Consider the following 21,916-nt stretch of genomic DNA (forward strand, 5'->3'; position numbering starts at 1 on the left):
CACTCAGCCAGTTGGGGGTCAGCTATAGATCCGAGACAAACCCTGGCAATAAAATTATCATTGCTTATCGTCATTTATCTTTTGGGATAGACATGTCCAATAAGCGCACGGTCGCCATCGGATTTATCGGGGCCACCCTCGATCGCGTCGGTAAAGGCACCAACCGTTGGAATCATTGGCGTCCAACCATAGGAATGTGCCAGCAAGCAGATCTGCCGATCCATCGGCTAGAACTGATTCACGGCCTCGATGCATGGGACGTCAGCCTCGGCGAGCGAGTCCGCGCCGACATCCAGCAGATCTCTCCAGGCACTGATGTACGTCTGCATCCGATGTCACTGCGCAATCCTTGGGATTTCGAGGAGGTCTACGGCGCCCTGCACGACTTCACCACTGCCTACGACTTCGACACCGAACACGAGGACTACCTCGTGCATATCACCACCGGCACCCACGTTGCGCAGATATGCTGGTTCCTGCTTACGGAGGCACGCTACCTGCCGGCACGGCTGATTCAGACCTCTCCAGCCAAGCGCAAGAGCGAAGACGAGCCCGCCTGCGGCACGTATGCGCTGATCGATCTCGACCTGTCGCGCTATGATCGCATTGCCTCACGCTTCGCCAACAAACGCCTCGAAGGCCTGGAATTTCTCAAATCCGGAATTGCAACGCGCAACCCAGCCTTCAACCGTTCCATCGAACAGATCGAGCGCGTAGCGGTGCGCTCCAAAGCACCTATGCTGCTGATCGGCCCGACCGGCGCCGGCAAATCCTTCCTGGCCCGACGCATCTACGAACTCAAACGCAACCGTCATCAAATGCAGGGGCGCTTTGTCGAAGTCAACTGTGCGACCCTGCGTGGCGACGGCGCGATGTCGGCCTTGTTCGGCCATGTCAAAGGTGCCTTCACCGGCGCGCAAAACGCTCGCGACGGTCTATTGCGCGGCGCAAACGGTGGCATGCTGTTTCTCGACGAGATCGGCGAGCTCGGTGCAGACGAACAGGCGATGCTGTTAAAGGCAATCGAAGAGAAACGTTTCTTCCCACTGGGCTCGGACAAGGAAGTCGAGAGCGATTTCCTGATCATCGCCGGTACCCACCGCGACCTGCGCAGCCGCGTCGCCGAAGGCCTGTTTCGCGAAGATCTGTATGCGCGCATCAACTTGTGGACGTTCGATCTGCCAGGTCTCGCTGGCCGCCGCGAGGATATCGAGCCCAATATTGATTTCGAGCTGGTACGCCATGCTCGCGAACATGGGCATCAGGTGCACTTCAATCTCGAAGCACGCCGACGCTACCTGGCCTTCGCCACCTCACGTGAAGCAGCCTGGCTGGGCAACTTTCGCGAACTGTCCGCATCGATTACACGGATGGCGACTTTGGCCGACAGCGGGCGGATCGATGAAGCGCAGGTGGATGAGGAGATTGATCGATTGCGATATGCGTGGGGATTGATGCAACCCACTGCGGTGTCGGCAGATTTGCCGGGAGATGGCGAGCACATGGACTTGTTCGACCGCGTGCAGCTGAAGGCAGTTATTGAGGTGTGCCGGCAGGCGGATAGTCTGTCGGATGCTGGCCGACGACTGTTCGGTGTTTCCCGGCAGGCGAAGACGCAGCCCAATGATGCCGATCGCTTGAGGAAGTACCTGGGGCGGTTCGGGCTTGAATGGGGCGAGATCACAGGCACGAAATAAAGCGCAGCGCGCTCCAGGCAGCAAGCTGGTGCAATACTCGCTGACTTTAATCAGAACCGTAGAAAAATTGAATTAGCCACCTGATCTCTCGGTCAAGAATTATGAACGCAGTAAATCTGACGAGGTGACAGTAATGACTATCCAGGCAGAGACACTCGTGCAACTGACCGAAGCGCTTCAAGAGCGCGGCATGAAAATGGTTTCAGACGTCCATTTCACTCGTGCGCCTTACCGATACAACCACCGCTGGATCTGTATCGTTGAGTGAACGTACTTGTTGCCGGCGGCTGGATAAAGTATCCAGCGCCGGCGCCGTTCATGGATCGGCGGCATAAAAACCCGGCGCGATGGCCGGGTCATGTGAGATAAGAATTCATGGTGCTTATTTCGCGCCGCCGTTATCACGTCCCGTCTGCGCATCTTGATCAGAACCAGGGTTCCCGGGTGGCGGATTCCAGTCTTCCGGTCTTTCTTCAGCGCCCTGCTTTGGCTCAGAGACAGCCTGGTCCAGACCGGAATCCTGATCCTCGCCAGAGTCAGGCGTTTGCTCGCTTGGTCCCGGATATGGCGCTTCAGGGCCGTTGTTGTCTTCGATCATCATTCTCTCCCGTCAGTGGCGCATGGGCTGCGCTTATAAATGAGAGAGGGTCCTGGCACTGTGAGTGCTGTTTGTTCGACGAGCGGGCCTGATTTTTATAAAACCTAAATACCTGACGGGGTGGCACGGGCGAGAATTGCCGCGAGCGATGCGTTTGATAATGACGTCCCAGCAGAAGCAACGGCTGTCATCTTCGAGATGCAGGTGTGATCGTAGAAGATCGAAATCGAAAAGCCTCACAAATCTCACGCACATGAAAAAGGCCAATGTTGTGAACATTGGCCTAACTCATTGAAAAATATGGTCGGGACGGAGTGATTCGAACACTCGACCCCTAGCACCCCATGCTAGTGCGCTACCGGACTGCGCTACGCCCCGACTATTACAGCTTTTCGTTCTTCACCTCGAAGAACGCTCAAGAATATATCGCAAGCTTTTGAAAACTGGAAGTATTCAAACGCAGCTTTTTATTTCTTGAGCACCACCAGTACGTCTTCCAGCTCGGCAATCATCTGCCGGATCATCTGCTTGTATTGAGTGGTGTCGTCTTTGGCTTCATCGCCGGACAGGCGCAGACGTGCGCCGCCGATGGTGAAACCCTGATCGTAAAGGAGTGCGCGGATCTGCCGGATCATCAGCACGTCCTGGCGCTGATAATACCGGCGGTTTCCGCGGCGTTTGACGGGGTTGAGCTGAGGAAACTCCTGCTCCCAGTAACGCAGCACGTGTGGCTTTACGGCACACAACTCGCTGACTTCACCGATGGTAAAGTAGCGTTTGCCCGGGATGACGGGTAGCTCGTCGTTATGACTTGGTTCCAGCATAAGCCTCAACTCGGGCCTTCAACTTCTGCCCTGGACGAAAGGTGACCACACGGCGAGCCGTGATCGGGATTTCTTCCCCCGTTTTCGGGTTGCGGCCAGGCCGCTGGCGTTTGTCCCGAAGGTCGAAATTGCCGAAACCGGACAATTTGACTTGCTCGTTGTCTTCAAGAGCGTGCCTGATTTCCTCGAAAAACAGTTCCACCAGTTCCTTGGCTTCCCGCTTGTTCAGGCCCAGCTCTTCATACAGACGTTCCGCCATCTCAGCTTTCGTCAAAGCCCCCATACGTCACTTCCTTAACGTGGCGTTCAACCTTTGTTCGAGCGAGGTGAGGATATTTTGCGTCGTCGAATTCACCTCATCGTCATTAAGAGTGCGCGATGGATGCTGCCAGGTCAAGCCGACTGCAAGGCTTTTTCTATCAGGATCAATACCTTTACCCTGATAAACGTCAAACAGCCTGAGCTCTGTGAGCCATTCGCCTGCATTTTCACGGATTACGTCCAACACAGCCGAGGCTGCGACGTCTTTGTGCGCGATCAGTGCAAGGTCACGACGCACTTCAGGAAAGCGCGACAACTCGTGGAATTTCGGCATTTTACCCAGTGCCACTTCAGCCAGAACCAGCTCAAAAACGAACACCGGACGATCCAGGCCGAGCGTTTTCGACAATTCCGGATGAATAGCGCCGACGAAACCGACTTCACGACCTTCGCGTTCAATGCGCGCGGTTTGACCCGGGTGCAGCGCCGGGTGTTTGCCCGGGGCGAAAGTGAACGAGTCCAGCGCACCGGCGAAGCCTAGCACCGCTTCTACGTCAGCCTTGACGTCGAAGAAGTCGACGGTCTCGCGCCCCTGAGCCCAACCTTCCGGCAAGCGACTGCCGCAAACAACACCGGACAGCATGGGTTCCTGCTTCAAGCCTTCAAGCTGACCGACGAAGCGCAGGCCGCTCTCGAACAGACGCACGCGGTCCTGCTGGCGATTGAGGTTGTGCTGCAGCGACTTGATCAGGCCGGGCCACAGCGACGAACGCATGGCAGCCATGTCGTTGGAGATCGGATTGGCCAGCAACAGCGGCTCTACGCCCGGATTGAACAGCTCGAACTGCTTCGGATCGATGAAGCTGTAGGTGATGGCTTCCTGATAGCCGCGAGCAACGAGCAGACGACGCAGCTCCGGCAAATCACTACGCGCTTCGGCCTTGGCTTGCGGCGCCAGGCGCGCTTGCGGGTAGCGAACCGGCAGGCGGTTGTAACCGTATAGACGGGCCAGTTCTTCGATCAGATCGACTTCCAGGCTGATATCGAAGCGATGGCTTGGCACTTCAACGCGCCACTGCCCTTCGCCTTCAGCGGTGATGTTCAGACCCAATGCGCTGAGCAGGCGCTCGACCTGTGCCGAATCCATTTCCATACCGAGCATCTGCGTGATGCGCTGGGCACGCAGGGTGATCGGCGCGATCGACGGCAAATGTTGCTCGCTGACGGTCTCGATGATCGGGCCAGCTTCGCCGCCAGTAATTTCCAGCAGCAGGCCAGTGGCGCGCTCCATGGCTTCACGGGCCAGTTGCCAGTCAACGCCGCGCTCATAACGATGCGAAGCGTCGGTGTGCAGGCCGTAGGAACGGGCCTTGCCGGCGACAGCAATCTGATCGAAAAACGCAGATTCCAGGAACACATCACGCGTGGTCGCAGAGACACCGCTATGTTCGCCACCCATGACACCGGCGATCGCCAATGCGCGGGTGTGGTCGGCGATGACCAGCGTATCGCTGCGCAGGCTGACTTCCTGACCGTCGAGCAGAACCAGCTTCTCGCCTTCCTCGGCCATGCGCACGCGAATGCCGCCATTGATTTCGGCGAGATCGAAAGCGTGCAGAGGTTGGCCGAGCTCAAGCATTACATAGTTGGTAATGTCGACCGCCGCGTCGATGCTGCGCACATCGGCGCGACGCAGACGTTCAACCATCCATAGCGGGGTTGGCCTGGACAAGTCGACGTTACGGATGACCCGCCCCAAGTAACGTGGGCAGGCGGCTGGCGCCAGCAACTCTACCGAACGCACTTCGTCGTGCACCGCAGGAACCGCAGCCACCACAGGACGTGTAACCGGCACCGCATACAGCGCGCCGACTTCGCGAGCCAGACCTGCCAGGGACAGGCAGTCGCCACGATTCGGGGTCAGGTCGACCTCGATGCTCGCGTCCTCCAGACTCAGATACACGCGGAAATCTTCGCCAACCGGCGCATCGGCCGGCAGCTCCATCAGGCCGTCGTTACCTTCACCGACCTGCAGCTCGGATTGCGAGCACAGCATGCCGTTGGACTCGACACCGCGCAGCTTGGCTTTCTTGATCTTGAAGTCGCCCGGCAGTTCGGCGCCGATCATGGCGAATGGAATCTTCAGGCCCGGGCGCACGTTTGGCGCTCCGCACACGACCTGGAAGGTTTCCGCGCCATTGCTGACCTGGCACACGCGCAACTTGTCAGCGTCCGGATGCTGCTCGGTGCTGAGCACCTCGCCCACCACCACGCCACTGAATACGCCGGCAGCCGGAGTGACGCTATCGACCTCAAGACCGGCCATTGACAGACGAGCAACCAGCTCGTCGCGATCTACCTGCGGGCTAACCCAGCCACGCAGCCATTGTTCACTGAATTTCATCCTGCTCTCCTAAGAATTCGTTACGACTAGCGAAATTGCGCGAGGAACCGCAAGTCGTTGTCGAAGAACAGACGCAAGTCGTTCACGCCGTAACGGAGCATGGCCAGCCGCTCGACGCCCATGCCGAAGGCAAAGCCGGAGAACTCTTCCGGGTCGATGCCGGACATGCGCAGCACGTTCGGGTGAACCATGCCGCAGCCCATCACTTCCAGCCAGCCGGTCTGCTTGCAGACGCGGCAGCCTTTACCACTGCACATCACGCATTCCATATCGACTTCAGCGGATGGCTCGGTGAACGGGAAGTACGAAGGACGGAAACGTACGGCCAGTTCCTTCTCGAAGAACACTCGCAGGAATTCTTCGATGGTGCCTTTGAGATCGGCAAAATTGATATCGCGATCAACCAGCAGGCCTTCGACCTGGTGGAACATCGGCGAGTGGGTGATATCGGAGTCACTGCGATACACGCGGCCTGGGCAGACAATGCGGATCGGCGGCTGCTTCGACTCCATGGTGCGAACCTGTACCGGCGAGGTATGGGTGCGCAGCAACATGTTGGCATTGAAATAGAAGGTGTCATGCATCGACCGGGCCGGGTGATGGCCTGGGATGTTGAGTGCTTCGAAGTTGTGGTAGTCGTCTTCGACCTCGGGGCCTTCGGCGATACCGTAGCCGATGCGGGTGAAGAACTGCTCGACACGCTCCAGAGTCCGGGTGACCGGATGCAGACCGCCGGAGGTCTGGCCACGGCCCGGCAATGTCACGTCAATGGATTCGGCGGACAGTTTGGCAGCCAGTTCGGCTTCTTCAAACAGCGCCATGCGCGCATTGAGAACGCCTGTAACACGTTCCTTGGCAACGTTGATCAGCGCACCGACTTGCGGACGCTCTTCGGCCGGCAGATTTCCCAGGGTCTTCATCACCTGGGTCAATTCGCCCTTCTTGCCAAGGTATTGAACCCGGATTTGCTCCAGGGCATTGATATCTTCAGCGCTTTGCACAGCCTCTAGTGCTTGAGAGACCAGCGCATCCAGGTTTTCCATGTACAGACTCCAGATACAAAATAGGGGAAGAGCTTGAAGGCTCTTCCCCTATTTATGACGTTTAACACCTGGCCCCACAGAGATGAGACCGGGTGACTGTCGGGGGTACTTAAGCCAAGGTGGCTTTAGCTTTCTCGACAATCGCAGCAAACGCCGCTTTTTCGTTCACTGCCAGATCAGCCAGAACCTTACGGTCGATCTCGATGGACGCTTTTTTCAGGCCAGCGATGAAACGGCTGTAGGACAGACCGTTAACACGAGCACCAGCATTGATACGAGCGATCCACAGAGCGCGGAACTGACGTTTTTTCTGACGACGGTCACGGTAGGCGTATTGGCCTGCCTTGATTACCGCTTGCTTGGCAACACGGAATACGCGGGAGCGTGCGCCGTAGTAGCCTTTAGCAAGTTTCAGAATTTTTTTGTGACGCTTACGGGCAATGACGCCACGCTTTACACGAGCCATGAGTTACTTCCTCTATTCTTGACTAAATTAACGAAGGCGCAGCATGCGCTCGACTTTTGCCACGTCAGACGGATGCAGCAAGCTGCTACCGCGCAGTTGACGCTTACGCTTGGTCGACATTTTAGTCAGGATGTGGCTCTTGAAAGCGTGCTTGTGCTTGATGCCGTTAGCAGTTTTCAGAAACCGCTTGGCAGCACCACTTTTGGTTTTCATTTTTGGCATGTTCGGATACTCCGCATTCAGTTGATAAACATAATCAGAAGGCCTGCCGTGCCCTGTTGATTACTTCTTCTTTTTCGGGGCGATGACCATGATCAGCTGGCGTCCTTCCATCTTAGGATGCTGTTCGACCGAACCGTACTCGAGCAGGTCTTGTTCAACCCGCTTGAGGAGTTCCATCCCCAGCTCCTGGTGGGCCATCTCACGGCCGCGGAATCGCAAGGATACCTTGGCCCTGTCCCCGTCACTCAGGAAACGTACCAGGTTGCGCAGTTTTACCTGGTAATCCCCTTCCTCCGTCCCTGGACGAAACTTGATTTCTTTAACCTGAATCTGCTTCTGGTTTTTCTTCGCCGCGGCAATCTGCTTCTTCTTCTCGAAGATCGACTTGCCGTAGTCCATCACCCGGCAAACAGGCGGGACTGCATCTGCGGAGATTTCCACCAGATCAAGCTTTGCTTCTTCAGCGATACGAAGCGCTTCATCAATCGAGACGATGCCAATCTGCTCGCCATCAGCGCCAATTAACCGAACCTCGCGTGCCGAGATATTCTCGTTGATCGGGGCTTTCGGTGCAGCTCGTTTATCTTGTCTCATTTCACGCTTAATAATAATTACTCCGAATCTGGGCGACCACGCCGGGAAACCGCTTGCGCGAGAAACTCAGCGAACCGGGCGACGGGCATCGAGCCCAGGTCAGCACCTTCACGAGTACGCACAGCGACAGTCTGCATCTCGACTTCCTTATCTCCGATAACCAAAAGATAGGGAACCTTGAGCAAAGTATGCTCGCGGATTTTAAAGCCGATCTTTTCATTTCTCAAGTCGGACTTGGCACGAAATCCGCTTTCGTTGAGAGTTTTTTCAACCTCTGCAACAAAATCTGCCTGTTTATCAGTGATATTCATGATCACTGCCTGGGTTGGCGCGAGCCACGCAGGGAACGCACCTTCGTAGTGCTCGATCAGGATCCCGACGAAACGCTCGAAGGAACCGAGGATCGCCCGGTGCAACATCACAGGGTGCTTGCGGCTGTTGTCTTCGGAGACGTATTCAGCGCCCAAACGGACAGGCAGGTTAAAATCGAGCTGCAAGGTACCACACTGCCAGACGCGACCGAGACAATCTTTCAGCGAGAACTCGATCTTCGGCCCGTAGAAAGCACCCTCGCCCGGCTGCAGATCGTACGGCAGGCCAGCGGAATCAAGGGCTGCAGCCAATGCTGCTTCTGCGCGATCCCACAGTTCGTCGGAGCCGACGCGCTTTTCCGGACGAGTGGACAGTTTCATCTCGACTTCGGTAAAGCCGAAATCGCGATAGACGTCCATGGTCAGCTTGATGAACGCAGCGGACTCGGCCTGCATCTGCTCTTCGGTGCAGAAGATGTGCGCGTCGTCCTGAGTGAACGCACGAACGCGCATGATGCCGTGCAACGCACCCGACGGCTCGTTACGGTGGCAGGCACCGAACTCGGCCAGGCGCATCGGCAGCTCGCGGTAGCTTTTCAAGCCTTGGTTGAACACCTGCACGTGGCATGGGCAGTTCATCGGCTTGATGGCGTAGTCGCGGTTTTCCGACTGAGTGGTGAACATGTTGTCGGCGTAATTGGCCCAGTGCCCGGATTTCTCCCACAGGCTGCGATCGACGACTTGAGGGGTCTTGATCTCGAGGTAACCGTTGTCGCGCTGTATCTTGCGCATGTACTGCTCAAGCACCTGGTACAGAGTCCAGCCGTTCGGGTGCCAGAACACCATACCCGGGGATTCTTCCTGGGTGTGGAACAGGCCCAGACGCTTGCCGATCTTGCGGTGATCGCGCTTTTCAGCTTCTTCGATACGCTGGATGTACGCCGCCAGTTGCTTCTTGTCAGCCCAAGCGGTGCCGTAGACGCGCTGCAGTTGCTCGTTCTTGGCGTCGCCGCGCCAGTAGGCGCCAGACAACTTGGTCAGCTTGAAGGATTTCAGGAAACGCGTGTTCGGCACGTGCGGACCGCGGCACATATCGACGTATTCTTCGTGATAGTACAGACCCATGGTCTGCTCGTTCGGCATGTCTTCGACCAGGCGCAACTTGTAATCTTCGCCGCGGGCCTTGAACACTTCGATCACTTCGGCGCGCGGAGTGACTTTCTTGATGACGTCATAATCCTTCTCGATCAGCTGCTGCATGCGCTGTTCGATGGCGGCCATGTCTTCCGGCGTGAAAGGACGCTCGTAGGCAATGTCGTAATAGAAGCCTTCGTCGATGACCGGGCCGATGACCATTTTCGCAGTCGGATACAGCTGTTTGACCGCATGGCCGACCAGGTGAGCGCAAGAGTGGCGAATGATCTCCAGCCCCTCTTCATCCTTTGGCGTAATGATTTGCAGGGTCGCGTCGCTGCTGATGATGTCGCTGGCGTCGACCAGTTGCCCATTGACCTTGCCGGCAAGCGTCGCCTTGGCCAGACCTGCACCAATGGATGCGGCGACCTCGGCTACGGAAACCGGGTGATCGAATGAACGTTGACTGCCGTCGGGAAGAGTAATAGTTGGCATGGCGCCTCCTCTCCTAGTGGTGACCCCTACCAAAGGTCACGTGGGTTGGGATGAGCCAGTACAAGATCCGATCCAGGCCATTCAATGACGAACGCCTGCCTTACAGCGGCAGGAGCCTTGCGGCCAACCGGAAAACCGAACCAGAGTGACTGGGATTCAAATCGGAAATAATTCGCACGTCGACCGCTTCGGGACTGTAGGTCATCCAAAGCCTGAGAACGCTTGAGCCGGCATGCTAGCACAGATGAACGGTCGCTCACGCCTTGATTTACCGGAAGGCGAATTGTCCGTTTTTATGCCAGAGTGCTGAACTTGATCGGCCCTTGCGCCCTCAGATAACAAGACATTGACCCACAAGGAGCATCCTCGCATGCGTCTGAAAAGCTTATTCGCCGTCGTCGCCCCCGTCGTTCTGCTGCTGCCACTGAGCGCTCATGCCGACTGGCCGAAGGGCGAGCGCGAGAAGTACATGGCCCAGTGCACCCAGGCTGCCACCCCACAAATCGGTGCTGCGGCAGCGAAATCCCACTGCGCTTGCGGTGCTGACGCCATCAAGTCCTATCCGGCCAGCGACATTCAGGCGCTGATGGACAACAAGGCGACTCCAGAATTGCAACAGAAAGCCCTTGGCCAGATCGCCAAATGCAAGGCAAACACCCCAGCGAAAAAATAATGAAAGCGTGCATGACAACCGGCTGAAAGGCGGAAAAAAGTAGCGGAAATGAGCCGTTTCAGACGATTTATGCAGGTTTTACAGGTTTTTTTATCGTCTTTACGTTTCGCTGAAAGCCTTTCAAACCGGGGCTTTCAGCAGAAACAGGCAGTAAAGAAAACACGACTGATTGGCAAACAGCACGTCCGGGGGGCTACCAAAGCGAACATTTCGACTATGATACCCGGGTGTGCCCAGTTGGCCTGAGCAGCACAGTACTACTGAAAATATATGTTTCTTGGAGATACACCATGTCTAATCGCCAAACCGGCACCGTTAAATGGTTCAACGATGAAAAAGGCTTCGGCTTCATCACTCCTCAAGGTGGCGGTGACGACCTGTTCGTACACTTCAAAGCTATCGAATCCGACGGTTTCAAAAGCCTGAAAGAAGGCCAGACTGTCTCTTTCGTGGCTGAGAAAGGCCAAAAGGGTATGCAAGCTGCACAAGTTCGCCCAGAGTAATTTCCTGGCGCACTAAAAAAACCCCGTCCAGGTGACGGGGTTTTTTATGCCTGAAACAAAAGGACTCAGCCGCAGTTGACGCGGGTAACCACCAAATTGTTGTCGGTGTTCAGGTTCAGGCGGTCGGAGCGATATTCCAGAGTGATCATGTCGGTCGGCTTGAGGAAGCGCGCATTTTGCGCTCCAGCCTTGGCCCGCGCCTGATCCAGCAACTCAGGGGATGCTTTCTTGCCAACGGCGAATTGCGCTGCCGACGCTTCGCAGCGGCTATTTCCTGATTCAGCCACCACGGGCTCCTTTGCCGACTCGCCGGAGGTTGTGTTGCAACCAGCCAACAGAGCAGCGGCCATAAGTGCACCCAGTGTTGCGAACTTCAAAGGCATGAAGCCTCCTTGTTTTCAAATGTTTAAGCAGAGATCGTGCGACCGCCAATGCAGCGTTTGGTTTCAAGGATCAGGCCATGCCCACGAGCGGAAAAATGCCGAGTGTGCCCGAGCTGCGCCCAGCGGCTCATCAAAACAATCGTGACTGAATATTAATGAAGCTCAATAAACGTCGATGTAGTCAGACGGCGGGTTCGGCCAGTTATCTCTGAGCGCATTGAAAACCTGCATCACCCACACCTCGTCGCTGGCTGCGACATTACCCACATATCCCGAGCCCTTTGCCCACGTTTCGAGACGAAACGACAGGCCGTCGATGTCTTGGCCGCCGGTTACAGTGGACAGATAGGCAATGCCACCTGTGGTCACGCGCAACTGATTGTGTTCGTCGTCACTGGCGCAAGCCAGCAGTAGACGGACAGCTTCAACAGTCAGGCTATCGGGGATATTCAGATCGATGTGCACAGCGGTGTCCTTGGAAAGCCGAAAAAGACCAAGTGTCGCATAGCGCCCCGCTCATGCCTAAGTCGCAGTGCCAAATGCAGCGCAAGATGGTTAACTCGAAAAATAGACATCCAGACCTTTCGAGCCTCCTCATGACCAGTGTAAGCATCGACGCCACCATTAACGCCAAATGGGTGCAAGGACACAGCTCTTACAGCCCCGGCACCACGCAAGAGCTGGCCCTGATCAGCATCGATTTATTGGTCAAGGATCTGGGAATAGAGGGGGCGCAGGATTTTATCAAGCAGGTTTTCGAACGATACCCCACCGGGCCGACCGAACCTGCGCAGTGAAAACCCGCAGGCAGGCGCCTGCGGGTTGACAGCTTATTTCAGACGCTTCAGACGCTCGGTCAGCAGATCAAAGAATCCCTGGGCGTCGCCGTTTTCGACCCAGAACGCATTCTTCGGTGCTTTCAGACCGTCGTACCAGTCAACGATGGTCTGGCCGAAGGTCGGGCCTTCCCGGCTATCCACCACGACGTTGACCGCCCGCCCGGTAAACAGCTCAGGCTTGAGCAGGTAAGCCACGACGGTCGCGTCATGCACCGGGCCACCGGGAATACCGTAGTGCTCCATATCGCCCTTGATGTATTCGTTGAGAATGTCGCTGACAATCTTGCTCGCATTATTGTTGAGCGCGCCAATCTGCTTCAGGCGTGCGTCACTGGTGAGGATTTTGTGCGTCACGTCGAGCGGCAGATAAGTCAGTTTCACACCACTTTTGAGTACAACTTCAGCGGCCTGCGGATCAGCGAACAGGTTGAATTCGGCCACCGGCGTGATGTTGCCGCCGTTGAAATGCGCCCCACCCATGATCACCACTTCCTTGATGCCCTGGACAATCTCGGGCTCCTGGATCAACGCCAGGGCCAGATTGGTCTGCGGACCGAGCATGGCAATGGTGATGCTGTGCGGCTTGGCGTTTTTCAGGGTGTCGATCAGATAGTTGACCGCATTGCCTTTCGCCAGCCCCTTTTTCGGCTCGTGGACCGTAACACCTGACAAGCCCTCCTTGCCATGAATGTTCTCGGCGTAGATCGGCGTGCGCATCAGCGGTTTCGGTGCGCCGGCGTAAACCGGTACATCTTCGCGCCCCGCCCATTCGCGAGCCAGACGCGCGTTACGCGAGGTCTTGTCCAGTCGCACGTTGCCGGCGACCGTGGTCAGGGCACGGATATTCAGTTCATCCGGTGATGCCAGAGCGAACAGCAAGGCGACCACGTCGTCAGCACCTGGATCGGTGTCGATGATCAAGTCGATCTTTTCCGCCGCCTGAACACCGGTCGCAGTTATCACGGACAAAAGCAGCAGGCTCCGCATCAGTTGTTGGAGTTTTTCAGCATAGCGTTGCATAGCGCATTCCTTGTGCAGGTGAAATCGGAAATCAGAATGTAACCCCGGCGATCAGAACGATGTTGCAGTATGGCTGACATTCTCCTGTACGAATGATCGCCCTGGCTTGCCGGCCAAGCACCTTGAACTGTTCGTGAGTGAGCAAATCCCTACGCCCAAGCGCACCCTCTTCATTCAGTGCGTCCAGAACCGCCAACGCTGTCGGTTGCTTGTCGAAAATTTCCTTGGCCAGCACATGGCTTTCCACCTGCATTTCGCTGAGCACGACTTTCAGCGTGCTGACGAAATCGGGGATGCCATGAGTGAGCGCCAGGTCGATCAGCTCAACACCCGGGGGCACGGGCAGTCCGGCGTCACCAATCACCACCATGTCACCATGGCCCAGCGACGCGATCAGTCGCGACAGCGCGACGTTAAGTAGAGGTGTTTTTTTCATGCGGGTTTGAACGCCTGTACATCGGACATGGTAGGAATGGACGGTTGTGCTCCGGCACGGGTGACCGACAGTGCTGCGGCGATCTGACCGTAGCGGATCGCCTCGGCTTCAGACTTGCCACTGGCCAGCGCTGCGGCGAAACCGCCGACAAATGTGTCACCCGCCGCCGTGGTATCGACAGCCTTCACTGTCGGCGCGGGGAAATGTTCGAAGCCATTGCCATTGGCGAACAACGAACCTTGCGCTCCGAGAGTGACGATGACCTTGCCGGCGCCCATGGCAATCAATTGCGTGGCCGCCGCCTCTGCTGCCTGCAGCGAGTCGACAGTCAACCCGCTCAACGCAGCCGCTTCGCTCTCATTGGGAATCAGATAATCAATGGCGGAATACCAGTCCGCCGGCAAAGGACGACTGGCCGGTGCCGGATTGAGAATCACCGTTTTACCGAGTTCTCGCGCACGCTTGAGCGCGTGTCCGACCGTCGCATCTGGAATCTCGAGCTGGCAGATCACCACGTCTGCAGCCTGTAAGACCGCATCAAACCGGTCGATCACCGCCGGCGTCATTGCACCGTTGGCACCGGCGACAATGACGATCGCATTCTGACTGTTGTCATCGACCACAATCAGTGCCACGCCACTGGAATCCTCGACGACGCTGACGGCCTGGCAGTCGATCTGCTCGGCGAGCAAAGCATCGCGCAAGCGCACACCGTAGTCGTCGTTTCCAACGCAACCCACCATTGCCACTTGCGCACCCAGACGCGCGGCGGCAACCGCCTGATTGGCGCCCTTGCCGCCAGACACGGTGGCAAAGGAATGTCCGATCAGCGTTTCACCGCCCCTGGGCAGGCGCGGCGCCCGGGTCACCAGATCCATGTTCAGGCTGCCAATTACCACTACATTTGCGGGCATACATCACTACTCATCAATTCGGTTTCAGCGATATTCGGTGAACACGCCGGACAGCGGCGCAGTCGATTCGCGCAGGACGATACTCGGGGTCACGATGCGTTGACCGGTGCCGGAGTCCGGAGCAGAAATCCTTCGCAACAGCACTTCGGCAGCCATCTCGCCCAGTTGCAGGATCGACTGGCCGACCGTGGTCAGCGCCGGGTACACATAGCGACTCATCTGAATGTCGTCGAAGCCGATCACTGACAGCTCGGCCGGTACCCGTACGTTACGTTCGGCCGCTGCGCGCAGCACGCCGATGCCAATCATGTCGTTACCGGCAAAAATCGCGCTGGGCCGATTGCTTTCGAGCAGCCGTGTGGCGGCGTTGTAACCGCCAGTGCTGGTGAAATCACTTTCCAGCATGCGCTCTTCGCGCACCTCGACCCCTGCTTCCTGCAGCGCTCGGCAATAGCCGGCCTGACGCATCTGCGCGACGCTGGTACTCGCCGGGCCGCCAATAGTGGCGATGTCGCGATGCCCCAGGTCAAGCAGATGACGTGTCGCCAGATAAGCGCCGTACTCATGGTCGATGCGCACCAGATCGGCACTCACGCCTTCCAGATCCCGGTCGACGATCACCATCGGCGTCTTCACTCCCGCCAGCCCTTCGGCCAGACCACTGTCGCCGCCAGCAGAGGCGACGATCAAACCGTCGATGCGCTTTTCCAGCAGGACGCGCAAATAGCTACGCTGTTTTTCCGGATTGTCGTCGGAGTTGCAGAGGATCACGCAATAGCCGTTACGCTCGCAGTAGTCTTCGATTCCTCGGGCCAATTCAGCGAAATACGGGTTGAGGCTGTTAGGCACCAGCAAGCCAATGGTTGCGGTGGTCTTGGCTTTCAGCGAGCGCGCCACGGCGCTGGGCACGTAGTCGAGACTCTTGATCGCCGCCTCCACTTTCAGCCGCACTTCCTGACTGACCGGCCGGGTGTTGTTCACCACATGCGACACCGTCGTGTAGGAAATGCCCGCGAGCGCCGCTACATCCTTGATCGTTGCCATGGTTCAGCCCCGGCGCGTGGCGCGTTGACTGCGATAGGTGTCGAGCACCACGGCGATAACAATTACCGCACCGGTGATGATGCGCTTGGTCGGTTCGGTCGCACCAATTTGTGCGAGACCGGCGGCCAGCACTGAGATAATCAACACACCAAAGAAAGTGCTGATCACCGAACCGCGACCGCCCATCAGGCTGGTACCGCCGATAACCACCGCTGCGATCACCTGCAATTCCAGACCCGAACCTGCGTTCGGGTCTGCCGCTTCCAGACGCGAAATCTGAAACAGCGCAGCGATGCCCGCCAGCAAACCCATCAGGCTGAACACCAGAATCTTGTAAGGCTTTGGATTGATCCCGGCCAGGCGCACCGCCTCTTCGTTGGTGCCGATGCCGATCAGGTAACGGCCGAAAACGGTGCGGGTCAAAACTGCCTGCGCAATGAATATCACCAGCAGGGCAATGATGAACGAGGGAGAAATGCCAAACGCGATCGGGTTCGACAGCCACGCGAACGCATCGCCGATGTACGCAGTACGCGAACCGGTCATCTGGTAAGCCAGACCGCGAGCCATTTCCAGCACGCCCAAGGAGACAATGAACGAAGGAATCCGCCAGGCCACGGTGATCGAGCCAGTGATGGTACCGGCCAAAGCCGCCACTGCCATGCCGAGCAACGCTGCCGGCAGCACGCTCCAGCCCCAGCCCAGAATCGCAACGCTGACGGTCGACGCTGCCAGCGCCAGTACCGAGCCGACGGACAGATCGATGCCGCCGATGATCAGCACGAACGTCATGCCCACTGCCAGAACCATCAGATCAGGAATCTGGTTGGCCAGCGTGCTGAAGGTGTTGTACGAGAGGAAATGACTGCTCAAGACCGAGAACAGCGCGATCATCGCCAGCAAGGCACCGGCCAGACCCAGGTAAGTCCCCAGGCCGTAGAAGTTGCCACTACGCTGATTGGCAGAAGATGCAGTTTTCATGGGAGATCCCTAGGCGCCGCTTCGTTGAGCAACGCATCACGTTTTTGGTAGCCGGCAAATGCGGCGGCAAGCAAATCATCCTGGGTCCAGCTGTCGCGCTCGAAGGTATCGATCAAGCGCCCCGCCGACAGCACGCCGATCCGGTCGCAGATCAGCATCAGTTCGCGCAAGTCACTGGACACCACGACCAACGCCTTGCCCTGACGGGTCAATTCGCCAAGCAAACCGTAAATGTCGAACTTGGCGCCGACGTCGATACCGCGGGTGGGTTCGTCGAACAGCAGCACTGAACAGTCGCGCTCCAGCCAGCGCCCGATCACGACTTTCTGCTGATTGCCGCCGGACAGCTCCGACACCAACTGCGTCGGACTCGAACTGCGGATGCGCATGGCCTCGATCTGACGCTGCGCCAGGGAGATCTCGTCGCCATTGTTGACGAAACCACCACTGGAGATTTCCGGCATGTTGCCCAAGGCAATGTTGGCGCAGATCGACTGGCTTAGCAGCAGCCCTTCGCCCTTGCGATCTTCGGTGATCAGGGCAATGCCATTGCGTACGGCATCGACCGGCGAGCGCACGCTCACAACCTTCGCTGGCGAGCCCAGGGCAATGCTGCCGCTGTCAGCCACGTCAGCACCGAAAATCAGCCGCAGCAACTCCGTGCGCCCTGCCCCGATCAGCCCGGAGATTCCGAAGATTTCCCCGGCACGCACCTCGAAGGAAACATCACGAACCTTGTCCGAGCGGGTCAGGCCTTTGACCGTCAACGCTGGCGCGCCGATATTGCGCGGACCCATGTCGATGTGTTCGCCCAGTTCGCGACCGACCATCAATGTGACCAGTTGCTCGCTGTTGTAGTTGGCCATCGGCTCGACGCAGACCAGATTGCCGTCACGCAGCACGGCAATCCGCTGCGCAACCCGCGCCAGTTCTTCGAGACGATGAGAAATATAAATGATGGCAACACCCCGAGCCTGCAATCGTGTGATCTGCTCGAAGAGCATTTCGACTTCGCGAGCCGTGAGCATCGCGGTCGGCTCATCGAGGATCAGCACGTGACAATCACCGATCAGGTTGCGTGCGATTTCGACCATCTGCTGATGACCGATCCCCAGCTCGCCGACCAGCGTGTCCGGATCGATCGCGTCAAGGCCGACCTGGGCCATGGCTTCGATCGCTGCCTTGCGCAGTTGCTTGCGACTGATCCAGCCAGCGCTGCTCGGCAAATTATCCAGAAACAGATTCTCCGCCACCGACAGCGTCGGCAACAGGTTGAGCTCTTGCATGACCATGCGTACGCCAAGCTCTTCTGCCTGGGTACGACTGCCCGGACGGTAGTCCTTGCCGTGGAACTGCATATGACCTGTGGTTGGCGTGACCAGACCACCGATGATCTTCGACAGGGTACTTTTACCGGCGCCATTCTCGCCGGTCAGCGCCAGTACTTCACCGCGCATCAGCGTCAGATCGATGCCGGTGAGCACCGGTTGCGCATAGGTCTTGCCGATACCGCTGACCGAGAGGACAGCGTTCGGGGCGGAAACTGACATAGAAATCTCCATGCGCTCGCCCGGACGGACGAGCGCCGTTGTGTCGCCGGATGACTTATTGAGTGACCAGCTCGACCGGTGTTTCAATCACACCGTTGGTGCCGCTGTCGACTTTCTCGCCTTTGATGATCTTCAATGCGGTTTCGATGCCGAACACTGCTTGCCTGGCAGCAAACTGGTCAGCCGTGGCCAGCACGCGGCCGTCCTTGAGCATCGGCTTGATGGCATTGATGTTGTCGTAACCGACGACTTTCACCTGCCCGGCCTTGCCGGCAGCACGAACTGCAGACACCGCGCCGACCGCCATGCTGTCGTTACCGGCCAGCAGCGCTTTAACGTCCGGATATTCGCTGAGGATCGAAGCGGCGACCTTGTTGCCCTTGTCGATTTCCCAATCACCGGACTGCAGCGAGACTACCTTGATCTGCGCAGCTTCCATGGCATCCTTGAAACCAGCCGTACGCGCTTGCGCGTTGGTGGTGGTGGAAACGCCTTCGATGATGCCGACTTCGTCGCCCGCCTTCAGTTGCTTGGCCAGGTACTCGCCGACCAGACGCGCACCTTTGCGGTTGTCCGGCCCTACGAAAGGGACGTTGATGTTTTTGCTTTTGACCACGGCGGGATCGAGCTGGTTGTCGATATTGATGACGGTGATGCCGGCATCAACAGCTTTCTTGATCACTGGCACCATCGCCTTGGAATCAGCGGGCGCGATCACCAGTGCGTCGACCTTGGCCAGGATCATCTGTTCGACGATGCGGGTCTGGCCGGCGGTGTCGGTTTCATCCTTGATGCCGTTGGAGATCAGATCGAAATCGGCGGAGTGTTCTTTCTGGTACGCTTTCGCGCCATCTTCCATGGTCAGGAAGAACTCGTTGGCGAGAGACTTCATGACCAACGCGACTTTGGGTTTTTCCGGGGACTCGGCAAATGCCGATGAGACAGGTAATGCGGCGGCTGTGACAGCCAGCATAGCGACAGCAAGAAGACGTGCAGCGAATGGCAGCTTCATGGGTTCACTCCGATCTTATGATTATTGTAAGCAACGTTGCGCGAACAGCTTCACGAGCAAATGCCCCATTAACGCCGCGCAAACGTTTGCGTAGACCGAACTATGAGAATCCCGCCGCCATTTGTCAACAATCAGAAATCGCAATAAGTTGTAGGGCGAATCGCTGTCACGCCCTTCCGACATTCAAGCGGTAGTGTTGACCAATCCCCCGCTGGTGGCAGTCTTGGACATTTCCTTGACCAGCGCACCCGCTACTTCCGCTAGCGCAGCGCTGGTTTGTGCAATCTGACCCTGAATAGACATGACTGCCTGGGATTTTGCCTCCGGCGTCGGATAGCTTGCAGCCTGCGCGGCAGCCAGCTGCTGCTGCTGCTCCTGGAGCTGCTTCTGCAGTTCTTTCATCCGCTTGAGCAAGGTCTTGACGGTGACGCTCAGATTGCTCCCGGCCTCGGTTTCACTATTCTCCTGAACAGGACCACCGCCGGTTCTTACCTCATTTTTTTCAGTTTTCTCAGTGCCCAGCGCCTGGGTTGACGCTTCATTGGTCGCGTCGTTCAGGGTGTTGATCGTCGCCGCAGTTTTACCGCCGATGGTGACAGCAGCGGGATTGGCAAAACCGACCGTCAGTGACATGTGAACTCCTAAATTTGGTTTCCTTGAAGACGCATCGGCATGAAGGCGCAATTCTTTAGTCGGCATATATCATCCATTGAGCAGGGGCTATCGGAGAGCCGAACACGAGGCCGGCTGACGTTCGGAATCCCGGATGGTCAGATCCGACAGAATATTCAGATACGTACTTAATGTTGATTTAAATCATCAGGTTAGACATTTTCCACAGATACATTACACATGGTATGAATTCTGCTCCCCTCCTCGCACCTCGGGCATTCAGATCGGCTCGAGGCGCATCTAGATGAACCTGCATCCGCACCGTCTCACGACTAGAGAGAAAAATAATGAAATCTGCTTTCAATACCTTGGTTCCGGGCGCATTGGCCCTCCTCCTGCTCCTGCCCACCGCCCTTCAGGCAAAAGAAGTCGAAGCCCAGACCAAACTGGCCAATGTGGTTGTACTTGCCACGGGCGGCACCATCGCGGGCGCCGGTGCCAGCGCCGCCAACAGCGCGACCTATCAGGCAGCGAAAGTCGGTGTCGAGCAATTGGTTGCCGGCATTCCCGAGTTGAGCAAACTGGCCAACGTGCGTGGCGAACAAGTCATGCAGATTGCTTCGGAAAGCATCACCAATGAAAACCTGCTGCAGTTGGGCCGTCGCGTTTCCGAGCTGGCTGACAGCAAGGACGTCGACGGTATCGTTATCACTCACGGCACCGACACCCTGGAAGAAACCGCTTACTTCCTGAACCTGGTCGAGAAGACCGACAAGCCAATCATCGTCGTTGGCTCGATGCGCCCGGGCACCGCCATGTCGGCAGACGGCATGCTTAACCTGTACAACGCCGTGGCCGTGGCCAGCAGCAAAGAGGCCCGCGGCAAAGGTGTCCTCGTGACCATGAACGACGAGATCCAGTCTGGTCGCGACGTCAGCAAAATGATCAACATCAAGACCGAAGCGTTCAAAAGCGCCTGGGGTCCGCTGGGTATGGTGGTCGAAGGCAAGTCCTACTGGTTCCGCCTGCCGGCCAAGCGTCACACCATGGATTCGGAATTCGACATCAAAAACATCAAGAGCCTGCCTGACGTAGAAATCGCTTATTCCTACGGCAACGTCAGCGATACCGCCTACAAGGCACTGGCGCAATCCGGCGCCAAAGCCATCATCCACGCCGGTACTGGCAACGGTTCGGTTTCCTCCCGCGTGGTTCCGTCCTTGCAAGCTCTGCGCAAGGATGGCGTACAGATCATTCGTTCGTCGCACGTCAATGCCGGCGGTTTTGTCCTGCGTAATGCTGAGCAGCCCGACGACAAATATGACTGGGTTGTCGCTCACGACTTGAACCCGCAAAAGGCCCGCATCCTGGCCATGGTCGCCCTGACCAAAACCAATGACAGCAAAGAGCTGCAACGGATGTTCTGGGAATATTGACTAACCTTCGCCTGATCAACTCTCGATCGGGCGTCAGCTCACCACCTGCCATCCTGGCGGGTGGTGCCTCGCTCCCCTCTTAAGCATTTTTCCCACAAAAAACTCTACGCCCCTACACCAAAATCGGAAAACCGCTGTCAGAGGATTTTCTTGAATTTTAAGCAGTTGCGAAAATGCTTACAGTTAAATACTGTATGCACGTACAGCTTAATAAGGATAACCTCGTGGCCACCTCTCTTGCTGCTCCTGACGCTTATGAACGCATGGGTATGCGCGTTCAGAAAATCATCAACTCCCCTACCGCACAGAAAGCCAAAGCTGCACTGATTTTCCGTTTGCCGGATGAGCCGATGGATGACTGGGAACGCTTGCTCGAGGAAATCGACGAGAACGACAACGTTACCCTTGCCTACCGCGATGACGGTGGCGTGCAGATTTTTTGGGTTGTGCCGAAGGAAGATTGA

At 57.1% G+C, this 21,916-nt stretch carries 25 protein-coding genes and 1 tRNA gene; 6 read left to right on the forward strand and 20 right to left on the reverse strand.

Annotated features, from left to right (window positions below; translation table 11 throughout):
- Positions 1–92 precede the first annotated feature (92 nt).
- Positions 93–1,697: an RNA repair transcriptional activator RtcR gene (rtcR, locus tag VNV36_RS17360; protein ID WP_325718959.1), complete on the forward strand. Its 1,605-nt coding sequence runs from the start codon at positions 93–95 to the stop codon at positions 1,695–1,697.
- A 382-nt stretch (positions 1,698–2,079) separates the two neighbouring features.
- Here rtcR and VNV36_RS17365 read toward each other — a convergent pair whose 3' ends face one another.
- The 10 genes from VNV36_RS17365 to thrS form a co-directional block, all read right to left on the reverse strand.
- Complete coding sequence (locus tag VNV36_RS17365; RefSeq protein ID WP_325718827.1) at positions 2,080–2,295, reverse strand: hypothetical protein; 216 nt, start codon at positions 2,293–2,295, stop codon at positions 2,080–2,082.
- A gap of 301 nt (positions 2,296–2,596) precedes the next feature.
- Positions 2,597–2,673 (reverse strand) — tRNA-Pro (locus VNV36_RS17370).
- A gap of 89 nt (positions 2,674–2,762) precedes the next feature.
- Positions 2,763–3,119: a MerR family transcriptional regulator gene (locus VNV36_RS17375; RefSeq protein WP_003179985.1), complete on the reverse strand. Its 357-nt coding sequence runs from the start codon at positions 3,117–3,119 to the stop codon at positions 2,763–2,765.
- Entirely contained in the window at positions 3,100–3,402 is a 303-nt protein-coding gene (gene ihfA / locus VNV36_RS17380) for an integration host factor subunit alpha (RefSeq protein WP_002553164.1), read from the reverse strand. The genes VNV36_RS17375 and ihfA overlap by 20 nt, the downstream gene beginning before the upstream one ends.
- Positions 3,403–3,405: 3 nt before the next feature.
- The gene (gene pheT, locus VNV36_RS17385) at positions 3,406–5,784 is read right to left on the reverse strand and encodes a phenylalanine--tRNA ligase subunit beta (RefSeq protein WP_325718828.1); all 2,379 of its coding nucleotides are present in this window, start codon (positions 5,782–5,784) and stop codon (positions 3,406–3,408) included.
- A 26-nt stretch (positions 5,785–5,810) separates the two neighbouring features.
- Positions 5,811–6,827, reverse strand: a complete 1,017-nt coding sequence (gene pheS / locus VNV36_RS17390; protein WP_003226365.1) for a phenylalanine--tRNA ligase subunit alpha — start codon at positions 6,825–6,827, stop codon at positions 5,811–5,813.
- A 109-nt stretch (positions 6,828–6,936) separates the two neighbouring features.
- The gene (gene rplT, locus VNV36_RS17395) at positions 6,937–7,293 is read right to left on the reverse strand and encodes a 50S ribosomal protein L20 (RefSeq protein ID WP_002553161.1); all 357 of its coding nucleotides are present in this window, start codon (positions 7,291–7,293) and stop codon (positions 6,937–6,939) included.
- 27 nt (positions 7,294–7,320) lie between these two features.
- Positions 7,321–7,515, reverse strand: a complete 195-nt coding sequence (rpmI, locus tag VNV36_RS17400) for a 50S ribosomal protein L35 (protein ID WP_002553160.1) — start codon at positions 7,513–7,515, stop codon at positions 7,321–7,323.
- A 60-nt stretch (positions 7,516–7,575) separates the two neighbouring features.
- Positions 7,576–8,127, reverse strand: coding sequence for a translation initiation factor IF-3 (gene infC / locus VNV36_RS17405; RefSeq protein WP_169432615.1), 552 nt, complete (start codon positions 8,125–8,127; stop codon positions 7,576–7,578).
- Positions 8,127–10,049 carry a threonine--tRNA ligase gene (thrS, locus tag VNV36_RS17410; protein WP_042609455.1) on the reverse strand — a complete coding sequence of 641 codons (1,923 nt, stop codon included), beginning with the start codon at positions 10,047–10,049 and terminating at the stop codon, positions 8,127–8,129. The genes infC and thrS overlap by 1 nt, the downstream gene beginning before the upstream one ends.
- Positions 10,050–10,419: 370 nt before the next feature.
- Between thrS and VNV36_RS17415 the strand changes: the two genes are divergently transcribed.
- On the forward strand, positions 10,420–10,722 hold the full coding sequence (locus tag VNV36_RS17415; protein WP_325718829.1) for a hypothetical protein: 303 nt from the start codon (positions 10,420–10,422) through the stop codon (positions 10,720–10,722).
- Between the two features lie 290 nt (positions 10,723–11,012).
- Complete coding sequence (locus tag VNV36_RS17420; protein ID WP_003179963.1) at positions 11,013–11,225, forward strand: cold-shock protein; 213 nt, start codon at positions 11,013–11,015, stop codon at positions 11,223–11,225.
- Between the two features lie 65 nt (positions 11,226–11,290).
- Here the strand turns inward: VNV36_RS17420 and VNV36_RS17425 are convergent, their stop codons facing one another.
- A complete protein-coding gene (locus tag VNV36_RS17425; protein WP_325718830.1) occupies positions 11,291–11,608 on the reverse strand; it encodes an I78 family peptidase inhibitor in 318 nt (105 codons plus the stop codon).
- A gap of 162 nt (positions 11,609–11,770) precedes the next feature.
- Positions 11,771–12,073: a hypothetical protein gene (locus VNV36_RS17430; protein ID WP_325718831.1), complete on the reverse strand. Its 303-nt coding sequence runs from the start codon at positions 12,071–12,073 to the stop codon at positions 11,771–11,773.
- Positions 12,074–12,204: 131 nt separating this feature from the next.
- Here VNV36_RS17430 and VNV36_RS17435 point away from each other — a divergent pair, with 131 nt between their 5' ends.
- Positions 12,205–12,405 (forward strand): hypothetical protein, encoded by a 201-nt coding sequence (locus VNV36_RS17435; RefSeq protein ID WP_325718832.1) that lies wholly within the window; start codon positions 12,205–12,207, stop codon positions 12,403–12,405.
- Between the two features lie 33 nt (positions 12,406–12,438).
- On the opposite strand, the gene VNV36_RS17440 is transcribed toward VNV36_RS17435, so the two are convergent.
- The 8 genes from VNV36_RS17440 to VNV36_RS17475 form a co-directional block, all read right to left on the reverse strand.
- Positions 12,439–13,467 carry a nucleoside hydrolase gene (locus tag VNV36_RS17440; protein WP_325718833.1) on the reverse strand — a complete coding sequence of 343 codons (1,029 nt, stop codon included), beginning with the start codon at positions 13,465–13,467 and terminating at the stop codon, positions 12,439–12,441.
- Positions 13,468–13,498: 31 nt separating this feature from the next.
- Entirely contained in the window at positions 13,499–13,903 is a 405-nt protein-coding gene (gene rbsD / locus VNV36_RS17445; RefSeq protein ID WP_325718834.1) for a D-ribose pyranase, read from the reverse strand.
- Positions 13,900–14,817, reverse strand: a complete 918-nt coding sequence (gene rbsK, locus VNV36_RS17450; protein WP_325718835.1) for a ribokinase — start codon at positions 14,815–14,817, stop codon at positions 13,900–13,902. The genes rbsD and rbsK overlap by 4 nt, the downstream gene beginning before the upstream one ends.
- A gap of 24 nt (positions 14,818–14,841) precedes the next feature.
- On the reverse strand, positions 14,842–15,861 hold the full coding sequence (locus VNV36_RS17455) for a LacI family DNA-binding transcriptional regulator (RefSeq protein WP_325718836.1): 1,020 nt from the start codon (positions 15,859–15,861) through the stop codon (positions 14,842–14,844).
- A 3-nt stretch (positions 15,862–15,864) separates the two neighbouring features.
- Positions 15,865–16,842, reverse strand: coding sequence for an ABC transporter permease (locus VNV36_RS17460; protein ID WP_325718837.1), 978 nt, complete (start codon positions 16,840–16,842; stop codon positions 15,865–15,867).
- Positions 16,839–18,392: a sugar ABC transporter ATP-binding protein gene (locus VNV36_RS17465; protein ID WP_325718838.1), complete on the reverse strand. Its 1,554-nt coding sequence runs from the start codon at positions 18,390–18,392 to the stop codon at positions 16,839–16,841. Before VNV36_RS17465 ends, VNV36_RS17460 begins: the two co-directional genes overlap by 4 nt.
- A gap of 55 nt (positions 18,393–18,447) precedes the next feature.
- A complete protein-coding gene (locus VNV36_RS17470; protein WP_325718839.1) occupies positions 18,448–19,404 on the reverse strand; it encodes a sugar ABC transporter substrate-binding protein in 957 nt (318 codons plus the stop codon).
- 183 nt (positions 19,405–19,587) lie between these two features.
- Complete coding sequence (locus VNV36_RS17475; RefSeq protein WP_325718840.1) at positions 19,588–20,037, reverse strand: hypothetical protein; 450 nt, start codon at positions 20,035–20,037, stop codon at positions 19,588–19,590.
- A gap of 326 nt (positions 20,038–20,363) precedes the next feature.
- On the opposite strand from VNV36_RS17475, the gene VNV36_RS17480 reads away from it, so the two are divergent.
- Positions 20,364–21,452: an asparaginase gene (locus VNV36_RS17480; protein WP_325718841.1), complete on the forward strand. Its 1,089-nt coding sequence runs from the start codon at positions 20,364–20,366 to the stop codon at positions 21,450–21,452.
- A gap of 194 nt (positions 21,453–21,646) precedes the next feature.
- On the forward strand, positions 21,647–21,916 hold the full coding sequence (locus tag VNV36_RS17485; RefSeq protein WP_414705526.1) for a DUF1654 domain-containing protein: 270 nt from the start codon (positions 21,647–21,649) through the stop codon (positions 21,914–21,916).

The organism is Pseudomonas sp. (assembly GCF_035554175.1).
Classification (GTDB): domain Bacteria; phylum Pseudomonadota; class Gammaproteobacteria; order Pseudomonadales; family Pseudomonadaceae; genus Aquipseudomonas.